The organism is Streptomyces sp. NPDC058291 (assembly GCF_042880855.1).
GTDB lineage: Bacteria > Actinomycetota > Actinomycetes > Streptomycetales > Streptomycetaceae > Streptomyces.
The window spans coordinates 80,320-100,439 of record NZ_JBHVYK010000015.1 but is presented as its reverse complement, the minus strand read 5'-3'; the positions used below and the strand labels follow the sequence as shown (position 1 = coordinate 100,439).

Genomic DNA, 20,120 nt, shown 5'->3' with positions numbered 1-20,120 from the left:
CCGGCCTCTCGCCCCGGCTCCGATCTCGGCCCCGGCCTCTCGCTCAGGCTCCGATCTCGGCCGTGGCCTCCGCTCCGGCTCCGATGTCGGCCGTGGCCGCGACCCCGGCCTGGTGACTAGTCGGCTCCGTGCGGCTCGCGATGGGCGAACGCGGCCCGCAGGTCCGGCTCACCGATCGCGCGGATCCCCCGCACGGCCACCGACGCCAGATACGTACGCTCGTCGCCCGCGCCCGCGGCGCGCCGGGCCAGCGCGCCCAGCAGCCGCTGTCCGGCCGGTGACGCCCAGCGCGAGTACGGATGCACCTCGACCCGCGCTATGGCCAGGCAGCTCAGGGTGAGTGCGAGGGGTAGCGCGAACCAGAGCGCGACGAGGTCACGGGGCAGGTCCGGGGTGGCGGGGAGCACCAGCGCGGTGGCCCCCAGGGCGAGGACGACCAAGGCGGCGGCCCGCACCTGACGCACCCCGGCCGCCACCGTCGTCCGGGTACCGTCGGGCACCGCGAGACCGGCGCTGACGAGACGTTCGGCGATACCGCCCACCGCGTCCGCGGCCGCCGCCGCGGCACGGACCGGGGCGATGCGGGACTGGCCCCCGGGCCCGATGGCCCCGATGACCGACCGCTCCATCTCGTCGAGCCCGCGCGGGTCGACGACGGTCGCCCAGCCGGTGCGGGCCAGCAGCAGCCGACGCTGACGCGCCATGGACACCATCGTCAGGTCCGCCACCCGCTGCGGGCCGCCGGACAGAAAGGCCGCCTCGTACAACGTCAGATCACGGCTGTGGCCCGCGTCCTCGTCGACGCTCGCCGCACGGACGGCGGCCAGGCACAGGCGGGTGCACGCCGCGCCCGCGACGGCCCACGCCGACAACAGCAGAAACACCCAGACCATGCCGCGTTTCTATGTCATGAGCACCGGAAAACGCCATGCCTTTTCACCATCCGGACCGAAAGCGTCACAGACGACGTGACGTGAGTGATGTGGCGTGAGTGATGTGACCTGAGTGATGTGACGCGCCGGACCGGAGTGGTGGCTCGCCTGGCCGGGCCGTACGGCTGGATGGGGTCATGCCTGGGGCGTCGGCACGGCGCGGGTCACCACGCCTGGGGCTGCCATGGGCTCGGGGTCCCGTGTCCCGGGCCGGACACCCGGGCGAGGGCTCAGGAGCCGGGCGGCGGGCTGGCGGCCGCCGGCGGGAGCGTGTACGTGGGAGACGGCGACGCCGTGAGCGGCACCACGGGCCCGGGACCGGTGGAGGCGGCCGACGATCCGGCCGAGCCGGGAGCCGACGGTGTGCTGCCGGCCGCCAGTTCCTGCGCGAGCGCGTCGAAGTCGACGTAGCCGGTCGCCTCCAGGACCTTGATGTGGTCCAGCACGGTGGTGTTGGCGTCGTCGGCGAGCTCGCGCACCAGCGAGTTGCGGGTGCCGGCCCGCACCTGGGCGACGAGCGTGAACACCCGGCCGTGCGCGACGCGCACGATATTGGCGAACTCGCGGTCGTACTCCGGGCCCTGCGCCCCGTCCAGCTCCGCCAGCCAGCCCCTCTGCTGCTCATTGGGCTCGTTGGGCAGTGTGAGCCCCAGCTGGGAGGCGACGGTGCGCACCCGCTGGTCCAGGAAGGCGTGCCCCTCCACGAGATGCCGGCCCGCCGTGCGCACCGCCTCGGTCGTGCCCTTCGTCTGCGCCTGCTGACCCGCGGGCAGCTCCCACAGTCCGGCCAGCCGGACCTTGGTGATGAACTCCTGGTCCAGCGCGGACAGCGGCCCGTACTGGGTCGCCACGGCCTCCGCCTTCAGCACGTCCGCGCTTGTGGTCGGCTGACCGGAGTACGACCAGACGGGGAAGATCAGCGCCGCGAGGGTGGCCGCCAGGCCGGTGATGATGAGCCCGGTGCCACTGAAGATGCCTCTGCCCTGGATCGGGGGTCGCGGGCGCATGGTGCCTCCTGCTCGCGGCACTGCACACTAGTGCGCTTCGGGTGCGGGACTGGCATATTACTGCGCCGGTCCCTCCAACTGCCTTACAGGGGTGAAGCGTTGCATCCTGCGCAAATCAGGCCAAAGGGTGGAGAGGAAGCGCCGGGAGAATCGGGGTGAATGGGCGGCAAACGGCTGCAATGGTTTCCGTGATCGTTGTGGACGTCCGGCGCGGGATCGGTGTTAACCCCGGCACATTCCGGGTGGGACGGCCGCTGCGAGGCCGTCAGTGCCGGATGAGCGCGCGTCCCACCTGCCCCAGGCGCGACGTCCGGCGGGGCGCGGGACCCGAGCGGTCCAGCCACCAGCGCCGCAGTTCGCGACGTGACCAGCCTTGCGCCGACCCACCGCTCAGCAACAACCCCTCCGCGAAGTCGAGGGCGTCCTGCCGGTAACCGCCACGCATCGGGTGCCCTTGGGCGTACGCGAGGAAAGCGGTGCGGTAACCGCTTCCGAGAATCGACGGGAGTTCCGGCGCGACCTTGGCCACCACGTCCGCCCGCTTCGCCGCCAGCGCCCTCGCCTGCACACCGAGCCGCACCCGGTCGAAACCCTCGGGAACCGGTGTCCCGGCGACCAGGGCGGACAGCAGGGCCGTCTGGGCGAGCCCGAGACGCTGCCGAGCGGCCTCGTCGGGGGCGGCCGGGTGCGGGCGGGAAGCCGTGCGTATATCCGTGGGAGGAGCCGCGTCGGACGTTGCCTGAGGGTGGGCGGCGGACGGGCGCGTCCGAGAAAGCCCCTTCGGGTGCGGCCGCAGGTGTGGCTGCGGGCGTGTCCGGCTCGGTGGACGCGCCTCGTGCCGGGCGGTGACGTGCGTTTCCGTGCTCGGAACGGTCCGCGCGCCGCAATGCCGGCCCCCACCGGTCTCGACGGCCCCCCGGATCGCAGCCAACTCCCCTTCGAGCTCCGCCGGTTCGGGGAAGTTGTCGTCCCGCTCCAGCAGCACCCCCGGCGGAGACACCCGGGACGCGAGGTCGGTCAGGATGTCGAGGACCGGCCGGGGCACCGGATGGGCGTGGCTGTCGTGCCAGACGCCGTCCCGCTCGAAGCCGCCCGCCACATGGACGTAGGCGATGGCCTCCAGCGGCAGTTCGGCGAGCGCCTTGGCCGGGTCCTCGCCCCGGTTGACGTGGTTGGTGTGCAGGTTGGCCACATCGATGAGCAACCGCACGCCCGTACGGTCGGCCAGTTCGTAGAGGAACTGCCCCTCGGTCATCTCCTCGCCCGGCCACGCCACGAGCGCGGCGATGTTCTCCACGGCCAACGGCACGGGCAGCGCGTCCTGCGCCATGCGCACGTTCTCGCACAGCACGTCCAGGGCGTCCCGCGTGCGCGACACGGGCAGCAGATGCCCGGCCTCCAGCCGCGGGGACGCCGTCAGGGAGCCGCCTGCGCGGACGAACGCGATGTGCTCGGTGACCAGCGGCGAACCCAGCGCCTCGACCCGCTCGGCGAGGGCGGCCAGCCGCCCTCGGTCGGGCCGATCCGCGTCGCCGAGCCCGAGCGAGACGCCGTGCGGGACGACCGTCACCCCGCGCTGGCGCAGCCGCACCAGGGAGTCGGGCAGATGCCCGGGGCAGACGTTCTCGGCGACGGCCTCGACCCAGTCGATGCCCGGCATCCGCTCCACGGCGTCCGCGATCTCCGGCCGCCAGCCGATCCCCGTCCCCAGTCGCATCATGGTCCCCGCCTCCTTCGCACCCCTGAGTGGTGACGGTGGTATGGCCCCACCACCGGCCGCCGAACCGCCCCGGACACTCCTTCAGAGCAACATTTGAGGTTCGGTCGCGGGAGGGGAGCAGACGCCGGAGGGGATAGGGGCCAGGGGAGGGGAGCAGGGCAGGAGGAGGCGAGTCAGGCAGAGGAGGGAAGCGGGGAGAGGGGAGCCTGGAGAGGGGGAGAGGGGGAGGGAGAGGGCGAGGGGGAGGGGGAGAGGAAGAGAGGGATCAGTGCGTGCGCAGGGCCGGGTGCTCCGCGACGACCGTGCAGCTCCCGGGGGCGATCTCGGTGAAGCCCGCGTCCCGCACCAGCGGCAGCCCGCTCTCCGTCAGCTCACGCCACCGCTGCGGATCCGCGGTCCGCACGGCCAGCGGGAAACCCGCCTCGCGCCAGGCGGTTCGCTCGTCCTCCGACAGCTCCCACCAGGCGAGTTGCGCGCCGTGCCCGGCCTGAGCCATCGCCTTGCCGGCCGACATGTCGACGTCCGGACTCATCCACAGCACGACCGTGCCCGGCTCGACGCCCGCAGGCGGCTCGGGATCGTCGAGATCGGTTCCGGAAACCTGCAGCTTCGCCAGTTCCTTCGGCCACCCGTCCACCGGCACCGGCGGAAACACCCGCACCTCCGCCGACTTCCCGGTGACCGTGATCCCCGGCAACTCCCCGGCCCGTCGCCACTCGGCTCCCCGGGCCCGCCTCACTACCTTGCGGATACGGGCGTCCTGCCAGTCCCGCATGAGCTGCGCCCACTCGCCGTCCCCGACGGACCGCTCGTCACCGAGCATCACGAGCACGGCGCGAGCAGCGGTTTCCAGGGCGTCGGTACGGCCGGGGGGCGCGGGCTTCTCTATCCGCACGACGAGGGGCAGTACGAACTGCGGAGCCTGGTCGCGGGGGTTCGGCTCGGTCTGAAAGGGACTCTCACTCACAGGCGAAGGCTACTTGACCCGGCCTTGTCCCCAGGGGGCAGTGATCCTTGCGGCTCGCCCGTGGCCGTGGGTTCTGTGGCCTCCATGGCCTGCGGGGGCGGCCTCCATGGCCTGCTATTGCTACCTGTTGTTGCTGCTTGCTGCTTGCTGTTGCACTGTTGCCGAACCGCCGCTCCGTGTTGCCATCCGGCCGTCGCTGTCCGCTGTAACCGCATCCACCCGTTCCACTGCCGCTGGGACGCGGTCGTGGTGCTACAGGATGGTTCCCATGAAACGCGATCTACGCCTGGACGACGTTGGCCGCCGTTACGGCTTACGCGGCCCGTGGGTACTGCGCAACGTGCAGCTGCAACTGGCTCCCGGCAGCCTCACCCGCATCGACGGTCCCAACGGCAGTGGCAAATCGACTCTCCTGCGGCTGCTCGCCGGGATCGACGTCCCCACGGAGGGCAGAGTCACCGGCCGCCCCCGCACCGCCTACGTCCCCGAACGCTTCCCCGCCGCCCTTCCCTTCACCGCCGTCGGCTATCTGACCCACCTCGGCACGGTGCACGGCCTGTCGCGAGCAGCGGCCGGTCGGGCCGCGGACGAGTGGTTGGACCGCTTCGGCGCGGCCGCCCACGCCCGCACGCCCATGACCCGCCTCTCGAAGGGCAGCAGCCAGAAGGTCGCCGTCGCCCAGGCACTCCTCGCCGAACCCGAATTGCTGATCCTGGACGAGGCCTGGACCGGCCTGGACACGGACGCGCGGGCCGAACTGGAACGGGCGGTCGCCGAGCGGACGGCTGCCGACGCGACCGTCGTCTTCGTCGACCACGACCCGCACCGCCTCGCCGGTGCCGCGGACACCGCTTACACGGTGCGCGACGGGCGTCTCCATCGCCGTACCGGCGGCGACCCGACCGTCGCCCCCGACGGCCCGTACATGATCATCGAGGTGCGTTGCCCGACCGGCCGGCTGCCCGCGGAGGCACTCCGCCTCGCCGTCCGCGCCGAGGAGACGGCCGAGCGGACGCACCGACTCACCGTCCCCGCCTCCCACTCCGATGTCCTGCTCCGCACTCTGCTGACCGCCCGGCCGCCATGGCACGTGGTGAGCGTCCGCCGAGACGAGAGCCAAGACGACGGCCAAGACGACGGCCAAGTCGACAACGGGGTCATGAGCCAAGACGACGGCCGACTCGAGAGCCAGGACGACAGCCAAGAGGAGGGCAGTCGGTGACCGCCCTCCTTCGTTACCAGACGGCCCTGCTCGTGCGGTCGCAACGCTGGCTTCCCCCGTTTCTGCTGTACGCGGTCTTCCTCGGCGTCGGCGTCCAGGGCGGCCAGCCGCTCCTGGACTCACTCGCCTACGCCGCCGCGTTCCTGCTCCCCGTGGCTGCCTGGCTGGTGCGGATCTGCGTCGCCAACGAGCCCCCGGCCGCGCGTGCCGTGGTCGCTGCTGCGGTCGGTCCGGCGCGCGCCCACCTGGCGTCTGTGCTGGTCGCGCTGACCTCGGCCGTCGCGCTCGGCACGGTCACGACGGCGATCGTCACCCTGATCAGCGACCCCGTCGGCAGCGACCACCAGAAACGCGTTCCCGTCCTCGAAGCCGCCGGCGCTGGACTGCTCGCCGTCCTGACCTGCACCCTGCTCGGTGCGGCCGTCGGCGCGCTCACGGCGTGGCCCGTACTGCGCTCGACCGGCCGGGCGGTACCCACGCTGCTGCTGGCCGCTCTGCTGGCGCTGGTCGTGAGTGGTTCGCCGGCGCACGCGGCCGTCAGCGGCCTGGTCGGCGGCTCTCACACGGCCACGGTCCACACCCCGGTGCTGCCCCTGGCCGCCGCGGCCCTGTTGAGCGCCGCCGCGATCACCACGGCTTGCGCGCTCACTTCCCGACGATCACCTTGAGGAAGGAAGGATAGGAAGGATAGGAAGGATAGGAAGGATAGGGAGGGTGGGGAGGGGCGAGCGGAACCGGAAGCGGTTACCCAGAGCAGGCTGTCCGTTGCGCCTCCTGCCACTCGCAGACCGGGCACAACGTGATCCCCCTGTGCGACTCCGGATATTCCGTGGGCTTCCTGCAGAGCACGCACTCCGCATACGGCGGCCCGTCAGCCTTGGGCGGGGTCATCGCGTCGATCAGGCAGTATTCCTGACCCGTGTCGTCACTCATGCTTCCAGCGTACGAAAGTGTCTCGCCCGTGAGGCCGGCCGGTGAGGCCGGCCTACGAAGTCGGCGGCCCTTGAGGCTGACCCTGAGGGTTGTCCGAGTCCGGCGAACGAGTCGCAGCATTCAGCGTCGTGCGCCGGCCGTTCCGATGAGTTCCGACACCTTCACGAGGCGGTACCCCCGACGGCGCAGCTCCGGTACGACCGTCCGCACCACCTGCTCGGTCGTCGGGGCGGCGCTGCGGGTGCAGTGCATGACGACCACCGAGCCGGGCTTCACGCCCTGCAACACCTGTTGCGCCACGGCGTTCGCGTCTGTTGCGAAAGCGTCACCACTCACCACGTCCCACTGCACGGCGGTCACACCCGTGCCGCTCACCGCGCGCAGCGCCCGCCGGTCGTAGCAACCGCCGGGGAAACGGAAATACGGCATGGCGTCCGGTACGCCGGCCTTGCGGAACGCGGTGTAAGCCCGTTCCACGTCGGCCCGCATCCGGTCCTCGGGGACGGTCGGCAGCCCGTAGCAGTCGCCCGTGAAGGCGTAGTGGCTGTAGGAGTGGTTGGCGATCTCGAAAAGGGGGTCACGGCCGATGGAGCGGGCCTGATCGGGGTACTCCTCGGCCCAGCGGCCGGTCATGAACACGGTGGCCGGCACCTTCAGGGTCCGCAGCGCCGTGATCAGCCCGGGGTTGTCGAAGTGCTCGCCCGCTGCCGCTCGGCCACCCTGGTCGGCGGTCATGTCGGCGTCGAAGGTGAGGGCCACCGTCTTGCCGGCCGTGCGGGGGGCGTTACGGAAGACGGGGGTGAGGCCGGCCGGCCCTGGGGCGAGCGTCGGCGGCCGGGAAGGCGTGAGGGGGGTGTGCGAGGGACTCGGGGAGGCGAGGCCGGGGGTGGCGGCGGCATGGGGCGAGGTGGTCGGGCGGGGAGCCCGGGATTGCTGAGAGGTCCCGCAGGCGGTGAGAGCTCCGAGGGCTGTGCCGAGTGCGCAGACGGCGATCAGGCGGCGAGATACGGGGGTGATCATCGTATGAAGATATGAGGAATGCGCGGGTGTCCGCGTTGTTATATGACCGCGTTGCGGCTCCATCACCCGCCCGGCCGCCCACCCGCCCGGCCGCCCACCCGCCCGGTCGGCCACCCGCCCGGCCGGCCAGCCGGGCGAAACCGGCGAAGAACCCGAGCCATGAGCGGAGCTCGACGAACCTTGCGATGACATCGGGGGCGTAGGCATCCTCGATGGGCTTGGCGCACTCCGACGTCGGTGCAGCGACCTGCTGCCGGTCATCCCGAGCGAGGCTGACGGTAACGGCTTTCGAGAAGCGTCAACGCCCCAGTCTCGTGCTGGTGCTGGTGCTGGTGCTGGTGCTGGTGCTGGTGCCGGAGCGGTGTCGGCATCGGAGCAGTGCGACGCGGCCCGGGCCGCCCCTGCGATGCTCCACGCGGCCCGCACAGCCCGCTCCGCTGACCATGCCTAGCGCCGCCAGGGACCCGTCACGGCGAATGTCGTCCCTGGGGTGTAGCAGTTGACGTACATGGTCTCGCCGTCGGGAGAGAACGTGACGCCTGCGAACTCGCCCCACTCCGGGGCCTCGGGCGTCCCGATGTTCTGGCGGCCCCGCGCCATCGGATACACCTCGCCGGCCCTGGTCACGCCGAAGACGTGCTGGGCGCCGTTGCCGTCCTCGCAGACCATCAGACCGCCGCTCGGGGCGAGACAGATGTTGTCGGGGGACTCTCCGGGGAGCTGCAGGTCCGTGTCCGGGCCGAAGACGACGACCAGCGTGAGGCGACGACGCTGTGGGTCATAGCGCCAGATCTGGCCGAAGTGATCGGCTGCGGAGCCGTCCGAGCCGCGCGCGAACGAGGAGACGAAGTACACGCACCGCCCACCCCAGTAACAGCCCTCCAGCTTCTGGGCGTGCGTGATGCCCTTCGGGCCGAAGTCCTGCAGCCGGACCGGGGTTTCCACGGCGAGCGGGTCCGGTACGTTCACCCACTCGACACCGTCGAAGACCGCGCCCGTGGTCTGGATGGAGGACAGGTCCGCCACGCCGGGGACGCGCATCGCCTGCAGTCGGCCACCTGCCCGGAGGGAGCCCACCCCGCCCAGCGGTTTCTCCGGGAGGAAGCGGTAAAAAAGACCGAACGGCTTGAGAAACGCGTCCTCCGTTTCGTAAACGATTCCGCGGTGCGGGTCGACCGCGATCGCCTCGTGCTGGAAACGGCCCATCGCGGTGAGCGGGACGGCCCCGGTGCGGTGCGGGTCGGACGGATCGACCTCGAAGATGAAACCGTGGTCCTTTGCGTAACCGTTTGTGCCTGCCTTGTCCTCGGTCTCCTCGCAGGTCAGCCAGGTATGCCAGGGAGTGGGCCCGCCCGCGCAGTTGACGGCCGTGCCGGCGATGGCGACCCGCTCGGCAAGCACCTTGTTGCGGGAGTCCAGCGTCAAGGCCGTACAGCCGCCCTTGCCGGCCGGGTCGTAGGTCAGCCCTGCCACGGTGGGAACGGGGTGTGCGGCGGTGGGACGGTTCTCGTGGTTGCGCACCAGGTGCACCCGTCCACCGCGGCCGGGCAGGGCGGTCATGCCGTCATGGTTCGAGGGCACCGGACCCTCGCCGGAGCGCAGGGGGTCGCCCTCGCGGGACAGGACCCGGTAACGGAATCCCTTGGGCAGGTCGAGGAGTCCGTTCGGGTCGGGGGCCAGGGGACCGTAGCCCTCGTGACCGAGGCTCTGCGCGGACGCGGTTCCCGCGAAGAGGTCGGAGAGAGCGCCGGTGAACGCGATGCCCACCCCCAGGGCACCGCTACGAGCGAGGATCTGACGTCGTGTCGCAGACATGGAAGAACCTTCCTGCTGGCGGACAGGAACTGTGATCCCGCTGTGTCTATCACCCGGAGAGCGCCCCGGGAACCACGCCCGTAGCACGTGTCACCCGTCGGCGGCCTGCGGGGGAGCCGACCGGGGATACGGTGAGAGATCTGGGGGCGGGGTGACTGCGGTAGGCGCGTTCGTTGCGCAAGCGTGCTCTGCGCTTTTCTCCGACCGTTGCCACGAAAGCGGTTGCCGTCGTCTTTCCCGGTGGTTGTTACGAAAGCGGTTTCCGCTCCCCCTCCCGCGCCCGTTGCGATACCGCTTGCTGGGGCTTTTCCGGCGACTGTTGCGAAGGCGTTTTCTCCTCGCCCTCCAACGACCACCGCGACACCACTCCCCGCACCGCCTCCGCAAGGTCCCGAGTCAGCTCTTGCTGCCCCGATGCCCCCGCCGATGCCTCGGTCGACGCCCCCGCGGAAGCCTGCTCCCCGACGTGGGCTCGCTGACCCGCCCCCTCGGGCCCCGGCCACCTCCCCACCGACTGCTGCGCGGGCTGCTGCTGAACCGGTTGCGGCAGCGGTTGCTGTGCCGGCGTCGGTTGCTGTGCCTTCTCCAGGAACCGCAGGAGTTCCACCGGGAAGGGCAGGACGAGCGTGGAGTTCTTCTCTGCGGCGACCGCCACCACCGTCTGCAGGAGGCGCAACTGCAGTGCGGCCGGTTGCTCGGACATCTCCTTGGCCGCTTCGGCGAGCTTCTTGGAGGCCTGGAGTTCGGCGTCCGCGTTGATGATCCGTGCCCGCCTCTCGCGGTCCGCCTCGGCCTGGCGCGCCATCGAGCGCTTCATGGTGTCGGGCAGGGAGACGTCCTTGATCTCGACGCGGTCGATCTGCACGCCCCAGCCGACGGCCGGGCTGTCGATCATCAGCTCCAGGCCTTCGTTGAGCTTCTCCCGGTTCGACAGGAGGTCGTCGAGTTCGCTCTTGCCGATGATCGAGCGCAGCGATGTCTGGGCCATCTGGGAGACGGCGAACCGGTAGTCCTCGACGTTGATGATCGCGGCCGCGGCGTCCACCACCCGGAAGTACACGACGGCGTCGACCCGCACGGTCACGTTGTCGCGGGTGATGCCCTCCTGGCCGGGGATGGGCATCGTCACGATCTGCAGGTTGACCTTGCGCAGCCGGTCCACGGCGGGGACGACGAGGGTCAGACCCGGCGGGCGGACGTCGCCGTGCAGCCGGCCGAGCCGCAGGACCACTCCGCGCTCGTACTGCTTGACGACCCGTGCGGCGGCGCCCAGATACACGGCGGCTCCGGCGGCGACCGCCGCGGCCGCGCCCAGCAACTCCTGGAGCATGACGACCCCCTCGACAAGAGGCTCGTGACAGCGGGTGGCGCCCGCCGTTCTGTCTGCTCCTGCCAACGATAGGCCCGCTGTCCGGCCCGGGGCCATGTTTCGTGCCCCGGACCGCACGACGGGTTCCGCCGGCGCGGGCCGGGCTATCCGGTCGTCACCGGTTGGGCGGCGACCTTCACGGGCTCCGTCACCTTCACCGGTTCGGTGCCGGCCGCGCTGTGCCGTTGCGCCCAGGTCTCCAGGGCGGTACGGCAGGCGTGGTCGAGATGGTGCAGGCCGGAGAGGTCCACCTCGACCGGGCGGTCCTGCGGAAGGGCCTCCAGGCTGTCGAGGATCTTCGGCAGGCGCAGGAAGGTCGCGTTGCCCGACAGGTACGCCTGGACCGGGCCCGCTCCCTTGTCGACGATCTCCAGCTTGAGGTGCGAGGCCTCCCAGGCGGTCTTGACCACGGCCAGCGCCAGACCGATGAGGACGCCCTCGAACATGCTGACCGCGACGATCGACACGGCCGTGACGACGAGGATCAGCGCCTCGCCGCGGTGCTCGCGCCACAGTCCCGCGACCGTCCGCAGGGGCACGAGCTTGGCCCCCGCGTGGACGAGGATGCCGGCCAGCGCCGGGATGGGGATGTAGGCCAGCGCGCCCGGCAGGAGGGCCGCGAACAGCAGCAGCCACACGCCGTGCAGCACCCGCGAAGCCTTCGTGCGCGCGCCGGCCTGCACGTTGGCGGCGCTGCGCACGATCACCGCGGTCATCGGCAGGGCGCCGAGGATCCCGCAGATCGTGTTGCCCGCGCCCTGGGCCATCAGTTCCTTGTCGTACTCGGTGCGCGGGCCGTCGTGCAGCCGGTCCACGGCCGCCGCGCTGAACAGCGACTCGGCGGACGCGATCAGGGTGAACGCGACGACGGTGCCGAGCAGGCCGACGCCGGCCAGTTCACCGAAGGAGCTCAGCGGCGGGGGCTGCAGGGAGCCCAGCAGGCCCTGGACCTCGACGGTGGCCACCGGCAGGTCCAGCAGCAGCGCGGCGAGCGTCGCCAGGCCCACCGCGGCGAGCGGGCCGGGCACCGTGCGCACCTTCGCCGGCAACCGCTTCCACAACACCAGCACGGCGATGGTGCCGGCGCCGAGGAGGAGCGAGGCGGACGCGTCGGCGTCGCCGACGGCGTCCACGAGCGCCCGAGGCAGTCCGACGATCTTGTCCAGGCCGGATTCGGGGGCCTTGCCGCCGACCATCGAGTACAGCTGCCCGGCGATCAGCACCAGGCCGATTCCGGCCAGCATGCCCTCGACGACCGAGACCGAGATGGCCCGGAAGTAGCGGCCGAGTTTCAGGGCGCCCATGGCGAGCTGCAGGACGCCCGTGGCGAGGACGATCACTCCGAGGGCGGGCAGGCCGAACTCCTGTACCGCTTCGTAGACCAGCACGGTCAGACCGGCCGCGGGACCGGACACCTGCAGGGAGCTGCCCCGCAGGAGACCGGTCACGATGCCGCCGACGATGCCGGTGACGAGTCCGAGCTCGGCCGGCACGCCGGAGGCCACGGCCACGCCCACGCACAGCGGGAGCGCGACCAGGAAGACGACGAGGGATGCGGCGAAGTCCTGCTTGAGGTGGGGGAAGCGGGATATTCGCCCGGACGCGCGGTCGTTCGTCGCGGCGCTCACAGGGCCTCGAAGGCGTCGGTGTCGACGCGGTGCTCGCGCACGGCGCCGGTGTGGACCTCGTAGTACCAGCCGCGCACCCGGAGCCGGCCGTCGGCGAGCCGCTTCTCCACGCAGGGGTAGGAGCGCAGGCGCAGCAGCTGGGCGAGCACGTGGTTCTGCACGGCCCGCATGACGGTCGGGTCGTCGGGGTCGGCGGCTCCCGGCTCGTCGGCGGCGTGCGCGAGCCAGTCGCGTACGGCGGGGACGCCGTCGAGGTCGTCGCCGCGCACCAGCGCGCCGACGGCGCCGCAGTGGGAGTGGCCGCAGACGACGACGTCGCTGACGCCGAGGACCTCGACGGCGTACTCGATGGTGGCCGCCTCGCCGGTGGGGCGGTCGGAGCCGTACGGGGGCACGATGTTGCCCGCGGTGCGCAGTTCGAAGAGCTCGCCGGGGCGGGCGCCCGTGATCAGGGCGGGGACGACGCGCGAGTCGGAGCAGGTGATGAACAGGACCTGCGGGGACTGGCCTTCGGCGAGTTTGGCGAACTCCTCAGGGCGCTGTCCGAACGTACGGGCGTTGTCGATGAGGGGCTGCATGACGTGGTGACTCCTCCTGGCGCGCCGTGGGGGCGCGTCGGATGTGCAGGACACAGGACAGGTGGGGGGGGAACTGCTGTTCTGCTCTGCTCGCTCAGCAGCGGAAGACCTGGAGTCCCGCCGGGGAGTGGTCCGCCGAGGATCTCGACGGGCGATGATGGTGCTCGCCGGGCCGGACCGGCTGGTGCGCGGCCGCGGGGTCCTGTGAGAGCAACACCCGCTGGGGCTCCTGGGGTGTGGAGGCCGCGGAGGCGCTCGTGGTGGCGCGGTTGCGGTCGCGGGTGCGCAGTGGGTCGGCGGGACCGCCGGAGCGGTCGCAGTCGCCGTGCGTGACCGTCTCGTCGCGCATCGGCTTGACCGAGGAGGTGATTCCGGGCCTGCTCTCGGCCTCGGCCTGACGCGACGTGTGCGCGTGTGCGAAGGAGGGTGTGGGTGCGAAGAACGGGAGGACGAGCAGGGCGGCGGTGAGGATCGAGATCACGGCCCGGGCCGTCGTACCACGGAACATGCGCCTCCCTCCGGCCACTTCGCGTCTCTAGTCCAGACCAACGCTTGGTCAACGACTGGTCAAGAAACACGTTAACCCTGCAAGGTTGTTTGCAGGGTTAACTCCACGTTTCCAGATGAGGTGCGCCTCAAAAAAGGGGGATCGGTGGCCGGATATCGACTGTTGACGTGACGCCCATGATCGTCTAAGGGGTCACGACGAGCCGTTCGGCGTCGCGGGCCAGCGCCGTGAGGCGGGAGATCGCGCGGAAGTACTTCTTGCGGTAACCGCCGTTCAGCATCTCCTCGCTGAACAGCCGGTCGAAGGGGAGGCCGGAGGCCAGGACCGGCACCTCGCGGTCGTAGAGCCGGTCGGCAAGCACCACCAGCCTGAGCGCCGTGGACTGGTCGGGCACCGGCCGCACGTCCGTGAGGCAGACCGCCGTCAGGCCGTCGGTCAACGCGCCGTAACGGCTCGGGTGGACCTTGGCGAGGTGCTCCAGCAGATGCGGGAAGTCGTCGAGCGAGGCGCCCTCGGCCGCGTACGCAGCCCGGGTCACCTGCTCGTCGGAGAACGGCGCCGGCGCCTCGGGCAGACCGCGGTGGCGGTAGTCCTCGCCGTCGATGCGCAGAGCGCGGAAGTGCGCCGACAGCCCCTGGATCTCGCGCAGGAAGTCGGCGGCCGCGAACCGGCCCTCGCCGAGCTTGCCGGGCAGGGTGTTGGAGGTGGCGGCGAGCGCGACGCCCGCCTCGACCAGCTTGCCCAGCAGCGTCGAGACGAGAACGGTGTCTCCCGGATCGTCCAGCTCGAACTCGTCGATGCACAGCAGACGGTGCCCGGACAGGGTGCGCACCGTCTGCTGGAAGCCGAGGGCGCCGACGAGGTTGGTCAGCTCGACGAACGTGCCGAACGCCTTGAGGGCGGGCTCGGCCGGGGTGGCGTGCCACAGGGAGGCCAGGAGGTGGGTCTTGCCGACGCCGTAGCCGCCGTCCAGGTAGACGCCGCGCGGTCCGGCGGGCGTCCGGGGCTTCTTCGCCCGGCCGAGACCGAGGAACCCCCGTCGGGCGGCGCCCGACGCGTGCGCCCCGCCCAGTCCCGCCGCGAAGGTCTCCAGCACGCCGACCGCCTCGGTCTGGCTGGGCTGGTTCGGGTCCGGGATGTAGGTGCTGAAACGGACCGAGTCGAAACGCGGCGGCGGCACCATCTCCGCCACCAGCCGGTCCGCGGGGACATGCGGCTGACGGGCGCAGAGGGACGCCGGAGCCGCGTCGGCTATCGGGCTGAGACCTGGGGCGGAGGAGGAGGACGACACGGTTGCCCATGCTACGGGGCGTGCCAGACTGCCTGACATGCGACGGCTGTTCCCTGTGACCGACCAGACAGCGCCGACCCGCTCCGCCGGAAGCCCGCTCGGGGTCTCCGGCGAGGGGGACGAGACGGCTTCGGACCGCGAGTGGAGCCTCGACGAGCTCGCCGACGCCTACGCCTACCCGGAGCCCGGACCGGGTGAGCCGCAGCCGTGGCTGCGGGCGAACATGGTGTCCACCCTCGACGGCGCGGCCCAGCACGAAGGACGCTCGCAGCCCATCTCCACCGCCGCCGACATGCGGATCTTCGGCACGCTGCGCGGGCTCGCGGACGTGGTCGTCGTCGGAGCGGAAACGGTACGTCTGGAGGGCTACCGTCCCGCACGCGCGCGGGCGGAGTTCGCGCAGCGGCGCGAGGCGGCGGGGCAGGGGCCGGCGCCGGCGGTCGCGGTCGTCACGGCCGGCCTCGACCTGGACTTCTCGCTCCCGCTGTTCACCTCGCCCCTGGTCCCCACCCTGATCCTCACGGGCGCCGCCGCGGCGCCCGACAGGGTCGCGGCCGCGGAACGCGCGGGCGCGCGCGTGGTGATCGCCGGCGACGGCATGGGCGTGGAGCCGGACCGCGCGGTCCGGGCCCTCGCCGACCTCGGACACACCCGGTTGCTGACCGAGGGCGGCCCTCGGCTGCTGGGGCAGTTCGTGGCCGCCGGGGTCCTGGACGAGCTCTGTCTGACGGTCTCCCCGATGCTCGCCGTCGGCGACGCGCAGCGGATCGCGGGCGGGCCCTCGCTCGCCGTGCCGCGGCGTTTCGTCCTGGCGTCCCTCCTGGAGGAGGAGGGTTTCCTGTTCGGCCGGTACCGGCGGCCGTGACGCCGGACAGGAGTCGACGACGGGGTCGAAGAGCGGGCCGAAGCGGGCCGGACACGGCCGGACGCGGGCCGGATTCGCGTTCGATCGTCGCCGGAGGTCCCGAATCGGCGGAATCAACCGTTCCGTTTCGATTCCGGCGGGCACACTGAGTTTCGCAGCCTCCCGTGCGAGCACGGGGAAGGATGGTTTCCTCAGGGCCGTGAACGGCCCACGGAGGACAGAGGGCCACGGGGGTCCTCGAAGGAGAATGGGGCGCTGGTGTTCACAAGCGTGTTGATGATCGAGAAGGCCCTGACGTCCGCCGACGTGGAGTTCGTCACCACCTTGCACGGGGACGATCCGGTCTCCTTCCACGTGCTGCTCCAGCCGCGGGGCGACCAGGCGGACCGCCTGCTGCGGGCCATCGACGACGTGGCCCTCGGCGAACTGGACGAGGCGGCGCGGGAGAACGAGACGCCGGAGGGCGACGAGGCCACGGGCTTCGGCGTGCGGGCCCTGGAGGTGTCCCTGCACGCGCTCCAGGCCTCCGGCAGCCAGGCGGTGGGCCGGCTGGTGGAGGACCATCCCCTGGACGCGCTGAAGTCCCTGGTCGCCGAGGTCGGGGCGGACGAGGTGATCGTGCTGACCGATCCCCACTACGTGGAGGAGTTCTTCCACCGGGACTGGGCCTCCCGCGCGCGGCACAAGGTGGGCGTGCCGGTGCTGAAGCTGTTCTCGCACAGCAAGGCGTGAGGCGCGGGGCGTGGCGCGCATGACGTGACGTGACGTCGTGTGGTGTGGGGTGGGCCGAGGCACGGGCCGCGCGGGGAGCCGGCGAGGCCGGGCCCGCCGCGGCCCGAGTCGGCCGCGACGGCCCCCGCCCCATAGGGTGGGGACGCACTGGACCGTCGTAGCGCACCTTGGGAGACAGCACATGGCACCCGGCCTTCCTACCGCCATGGACCGACCGCACTTCATCGGCATCGGCGGGGCCGGCATGTCGGGGATCGCGAAGATCCTGGCCCAGCGCGGGGCGAAGGTGGCCGGCAGCGACGCCAAGGACTCGGAGACCGCGGCGGCGCTGCGGGCGCTCGGGGCGACCGTGCACATCGGGCACGCCGCCGGGCACCTGGCCGACGACGCCAGCTGCGTCGTCGTCTCGTCGGCCATCCGCGCCGACAACCCCGAACTCGCCCGCGCGGCCGAGCTCGGCATCCCGGTGGTCCACCGCTCGGACGCGCTCGCCCGGCTGATGGACGGGCTGCGCCCGATCGCCGTCGCCGGCACGCACGGCAAGACCACCACCACGTCCATGCTCGCCGTGTCGCTGTCCGAGCTCGGGCTGCACCCGTCGTACGCGATCGGCGGCGACCTGGACGCACCCGGCTCCAACGCGCTGCACGGCGACGGCGAGATCTTCGTCGCCGAGGCGGACGAATCGGACCGCAGCTTCCACAAGTACGCGCCCGAGGTCGCCATCGTCCTCAACGTGGAACTCGACCACCACGCCAACTACGCCTCGATGGACGAGATCTACGCGTCCTTCGAGACCTTCGCCCGGAAGATCGTGCCCGGCGGCACCCTGGTGATCACCGCCGACCACGAGGGCGCCCGCGAACTGACGCGGCGCGTCGAGGGCGTGCGGGTGGTGACCTACGGGGAGGCCGCCGACGCCGACGTGCGGGTCCTCTCCGTCGTCCCGCAGGGCCTGAAGAGCGAGGTCACCGTACTGCTGGACGGCGAGGAGCTCACCTTCGCGGTCTCGGTGCCCGGCCGCCACTACGCGCACAACGCCGTCGCCGCGCTGGCGGCGGGCGTCGCCCTGGGCGTCCCGGCCAAGGAACTCGCCCGGGCCCTCGCGGCGTACACGGGCGTCAAGCGCCGGCTGCAGCTCAAGGGCGAGGCGGCGGGCGTCCAGGTCGTGGACTCCTACGCCCACCACCCGACCGAGATGACGGCCGACCTGGAGGCGATGCGCGCCGCGGTCGGCGACGCCCGCATCCTCGTCCTCTTCCAGCCGCACCTGTTCTCCAGGACGCAGGAGCTCGGCACCGAGATGGGCCAGGCGCTGGCACTGGCGGACGCCTCCGTCGTCCTCGACGTCTACCCCGCCCGCGAAGACCCCGTCCCGGGCGTGACCAGCGACCTGATCATCGACGCGGCGCGCGCCGCGGGCGCCGACGTGACGGCCGTCCACGACAAGGACGAGGCGCCGTCCGTGATCGCGGGAATGGCGAAGGCCGGTGATCTCGTTCTCACCATGGGCGCGGGAGACGTGACCGACCTGGGCCCGCGCATTCTGGACCGACTTTCGCAGTGAGGGGCTGAGGCTCATGTCGTACGACGTCGAGAAGCCGGACGAGCAGTGGCGGGCGGAGCTGACGCCGGCCGAGTACGCCGTCCTGCGCCAGGCGGCGACCGAGCCCGCGTTCACGGGCGAGTACACCGACACCAAGGCCAAGGGCGTCTACTCCTGCCGGGCCTGCGGCGCGGAACTGTTCACCTCCGACACGAAGTTCGAGTCCCACTGCGGCTGGCCGTCCTTCTTCGACCCCAAGGACACCGACGCCGTGGAGCTGATCGAGGACCGCTCGCACGGGATGGTGCGCACCGAGGTGCGCTGCGCCCGCTGCGGCTCCCACCTCGGACACGTGTTCGCGGGCGAGGGGTACGCGACCCCGACCGACCAGCGGTACTGCATCAACAGCATCTCCCTCCGGCTCGCGGTGGACGACGAGAGCTGACGACGGCGCCGCCCGACGTCGTCGCCCGACGGCAGCCGCCGCGGGCGACGTCGAGGCCCACGGCAACCGCGGTGGGCGACGGCCAGGGCCGACGACGGCGACGGGCAGGGTGACGACGGCGGCGGGCAGGGTGACGACGGCGGCGGGCAGGGTGACGACGGCGGCGGCCGACGGCCGCGACGGCGCCTGACGACGCTCACAGCAGCTTTCGCTGCACCAGCGCCGACAGGACCAGCGTCCCCGGCAGCAACGGCACCCACACCGTCAGCACGCGGTAGCCGATGACCGTCGCCGTGGCCAGGGGCAGCGAGGCGCCGTACCCGGCCAGTGTGAACACCAGAGCCGCGTCCACCGGGCCGATGCCGCCGGGCGCGGGGACGGCGCCGGCCGCGGTGCTCGCCGCGAGGAACGCGAACAGCAACTGCGGCCAGGACAGGGGCAGATCCAGCGCCGTCCCCACCGACGCCACCACGCTCGCCTGGATCAGCGGCGCCGCGACCGCTCCGCCCCACAGCGGCAGGAAGCGGGAGGGACGGGTGTGCAGACGCCGGGCGTCGGTGAGCGCCGTCCGGACGAAGTCCAGGGCGGGCCGCCGCAGGGGCCGTACGAGAACGTAGAGCGCCGCGGCCGCCGCAGGCGCCAGCAGGAGGCCGACGGCGGCCAGGACCAGGGTCCGGCCCTCCGGGAGAAGCCGGGCAGGGGGCGCGGCGGCGGGCGCGGCCAGCACGAAGATCAGCACCAGGGGCGTCTTCGCCACCGCTCTGACCAGGGAGTACAGAGCTATCGAGGCAGTGGCCCGGGGCAGCGGGACCCCCTGACGCAGCAGAAACCGGACGGTGACCGCGTGGGCGCCGATGCTCGCGGGCAGCACATGGTTGGCGGCGCCCGCGGCGATCTGCGAGGCCAGCAGCAGGCCTGGCGGCAACCGCTCGGGGAGCGCGCCCTGACGCACACAGGCGGCGGCGACCGCGCTCAGGTAGCTGAAGAACAGCCCGGCCAGCAGCCACCAGGGGTCGGCGGTGGCCAGCCGGGCGGCGCCGTCGTGCACGGCGCGCCAGTCGAGCGCCGCCCATGCCGCGAGAAGGAGCAGCGGAAGCAGGCCGAGGGCCAGGCGCGCCGCGGTCGCGCCCCGCGGGCGGCGACGGACGTCCGTGAGCTGGTGCGGGGACGCGGTCCCGTCCGGGGGCAGCAGGGGCAGCAGGGGCACGGCGCACGTCGTCCTTCCGCGTCGGGACCGCGCGGCGGCGGTGTGACGGATCGTGGGCGAGCCTGGGGAGGGGACGAGGGACGGTTCCCTCCGAGAGCGACTTCCTTCGGGAGCGGTTCCCCCGGAGCGGTTCCCTCGGGAGCTGTTCCCCTTCGGTGTGGCGGTGCGGTGTCCGGAGGCCGACGGAGTGCGGGCCGACGGGGCGACCGCGGTGGGCGGGCCGGGAAAGGGGCACAGGGCTGGGCGCAGTGAGGTGCGGTGAGGCTGTGTCATGTCTGCCCGCCCGCCCCGGGGTTCATCCCGGACGCCGGCCGAGGTTCACCCGGCTCGCAGCG

General features: G+C 72.0%; 19 protein-coding genes. 6 read left to right on the top strand and 13 right to left on the bottom strand.

Translation table 11 applies throughout. The features are described from left to right. Positions 1-116: 116 nt before the first annotated feature. The 4 genes from ACFVYK_RS10720 to ACFVYK_RS10705 form a co-directional block, all read right to left on the bottom strand. Positions 117-893, bottom strand: a complete 777-nt coding sequence (locus ACFVYK_RS10720; protein ID WP_389771291.1) for a TIGR04222 domain-containing membrane protein — start codon at positions 891-893, stop codon at positions 117-119. Between the two features lie 269 nt (positions 894-1,162). Then, positions 1,163-1,939, bottom strand: coding sequence for a DUF4142 domain-containing protein (locus ACFVYK_RS10715; RefSeq protein ID WP_389771288.1), 777 nt, complete (start codon positions 1,937-1,939; stop codon positions 1,163-1,165). Between the two features lie 265 nt (positions 1,940-2,204). Next, positions 2,205-3,659 carry a DUF692 family multinuclear iron-containing protein gene (locus tag ACFVYK_RS10710; RefSeq protein WP_389771285.1) on the bottom strand — a complete coding sequence of 485 codons (1,455 nt, stop codon included), beginning with the start codon at positions 3,657-3,659 and terminating at the stop codon, positions 2,205-2,207. A 265-nt stretch (positions 3,660-3,924) separates the two neighbouring features. Then, positions 3,925-4,626, bottom strand: coding sequence for a peptidyl-tRNA hydrolase (locus ACFVYK_RS10705; protein ID WP_389771282.1), 702 nt, complete (start codon positions 4,624-4,626; stop codon positions 3,925-3,927). A gap of 268 nt (positions 4,627-4,894) precedes the next feature. Between ACFVYK_RS10705 and ACFVYK_RS10700 the strand changes: the two genes are divergently transcribed. Together ACFVYK_RS10700 and ACFVYK_RS10695 are read left to right on the top strand one after the other, a co-directional pair. Next, entirely contained in the window at positions 4,895-5,848 is a 954-nt protein-coding gene (locus ACFVYK_RS10700; RefSeq protein ID WP_389771279.1) for an ATP-binding cassette domain-containing protein, read from the top strand. Further along, on the top strand, positions 5,845-6,516 hold the full coding sequence (locus ACFVYK_RS10695) for an ABC transporter (protein ID WP_389771276.1): 672 nt from the start codon (positions 5,845-5,847) through the stop codon (positions 6,514-6,516). Before ACFVYK_RS10700 ends, ACFVYK_RS10695 begins: the two co-directional genes overlap by 4 nt. 76 nt (positions 6,517-6,592) lie before the next feature. On the opposite strand, the gene ACFVYK_RS10690 is transcribed toward ACFVYK_RS10695, so the two are convergent. From ACFVYK_RS10690 to zapE, 8 genes are all read right to left on the bottom strand, one after another. Then, entirely contained in the window at positions 6,593-6,781 is a 189-nt protein-coding gene (locus tag ACFVYK_RS10690; RefSeq protein WP_389771274.1) for a hypothetical protein, read from the bottom strand. Between the two features lie 120 nt (positions 6,782-6,901). After that, positions 6,902-7,801: a polysaccharide deacetylase family protein gene (locus ACFVYK_RS10685; RefSeq protein WP_389771272.1), complete on the bottom strand. Its 900-nt coding sequence runs from the start codon at positions 7,799-7,801 to the stop codon at positions 6,902-6,904. A 447-nt stretch (positions 7,802-8,248) separates the two neighbouring features. Then, entirely contained in the window at positions 8,249-9,616 is a 1,368-nt protein-coding gene (locus ACFVYK_RS10680) for an alkaline phosphatase PhoX (protein WP_389771270.1), read from the bottom strand. 247 nt (positions 9,617-9,863) lie between these two features. After that, on the bottom strand, positions 9,864-10,946 hold the full coding sequence (locus ACFVYK_RS10675; protein WP_389771267.1) for a slipin family protein: 1,083 nt from the start codon (positions 10,944-10,946) through the stop codon (positions 9,864-9,866). A 143-nt stretch (positions 10,947-11,089) separates the two neighbouring features. Continuing rightward, a complete protein-coding gene (locus tag ACFVYK_RS10670) occupies positions 11,090-12,613 on the bottom strand; it encodes a SulP family inorganic anion transporter (RefSeq protein WP_389771264.1) in 1,524 nt (507 codons plus the stop codon). Further along, complete coding sequence (locus tag ACFVYK_RS10665) at positions 12,610-13,191, bottom strand: carbonic anhydrase (RefSeq protein ID WP_389771262.1); 582 nt, start codon at positions 13,189-13,191, stop codon at positions 12,610-12,612. Before ACFVYK_RS10665 ends, ACFVYK_RS10670 begins: the two co-directional genes overlap by 4 nt. A gap of 94 nt (positions 13,192-13,285) precedes the next feature. After that, a complete protein-coding gene (locus ACFVYK_RS10660; RefSeq protein ID WP_389771259.1) occupies positions 13,286-13,699 on the bottom strand; it encodes a hypothetical protein in 414 nt (137 codons plus the stop codon). 184 nt (positions 13,700-13,883) lie between these two features. Next, positions 13,884-14,990: a cell division protein ZapE gene (gene zapE / locus ACFVYK_RS10655; protein ID WP_389771256.1), complete on the bottom strand. Its 1,107-nt coding sequence runs from the start codon at positions 14,988-14,990 to the stop codon at positions 13,884-13,886. A gap of 37 nt (positions 14,991-15,027) precedes the next feature. Here zapE and ACFVYK_RS10650 point away from each other — a divergent pair, with 37 nt between their 5' ends. From ACFVYK_RS10650 to msrB, 4 genes are all read left to right on the top strand, one after another. Beyond that, entirely contained in the window at positions 15,028-15,855 is an 828-nt protein-coding gene (locus tag ACFVYK_RS10650) for a pyrimidine reductase family protein (protein WP_389771253.1), read from the top strand. A gap of 258 nt (positions 15,856-16,113) precedes the next feature. Continuing rightward, entirely contained in the window at positions 16,114-16,587 is a 474-nt protein-coding gene (locus tag ACFVYK_RS10645; protein ID WP_389771250.1) for an indole-3-glycerol phosphate synthase, read from the top strand. A 181-nt stretch (positions 16,588-16,768) separates the two neighbouring features. Beyond that, positions 16,769-18,154: a UDP-N-acetylmuramate--L-alanine ligase gene (gene murC / locus ACFVYK_RS10640; RefSeq protein ID WP_389771247.1), complete on the top strand. Its 1,386-nt coding sequence runs from the start codon at positions 16,769-16,771 to the stop codon at positions 18,152-18,154. Between the two features lie 13 nt (positions 18,155-18,167). After that, positions 18,168-18,578: a peptide-methionine (R)-S-oxide reductase MsrB gene (gene msrB / locus ACFVYK_RS10635; protein ID WP_389771244.1), complete on the top strand. Its 411-nt coding sequence runs from the start codon at positions 18,168-18,170 to the stop codon at positions 18,576-18,578. Positions 18,579-18,774: 196 nt separating this feature from the next. Here msrB and ACFVYK_RS10630 read toward each other — a convergent pair whose 3' ends face one another. Further along, complete coding sequence (locus ACFVYK_RS10630; RefSeq protein WP_389771324.1) at positions 18,775-19,776, bottom strand: YbhN family protein; 1,002 nt, start codon at positions 19,774-19,776, stop codon at positions 18,775-18,777. Positions 19,777-20,120 lie beyond the last annotated feature (344 nt).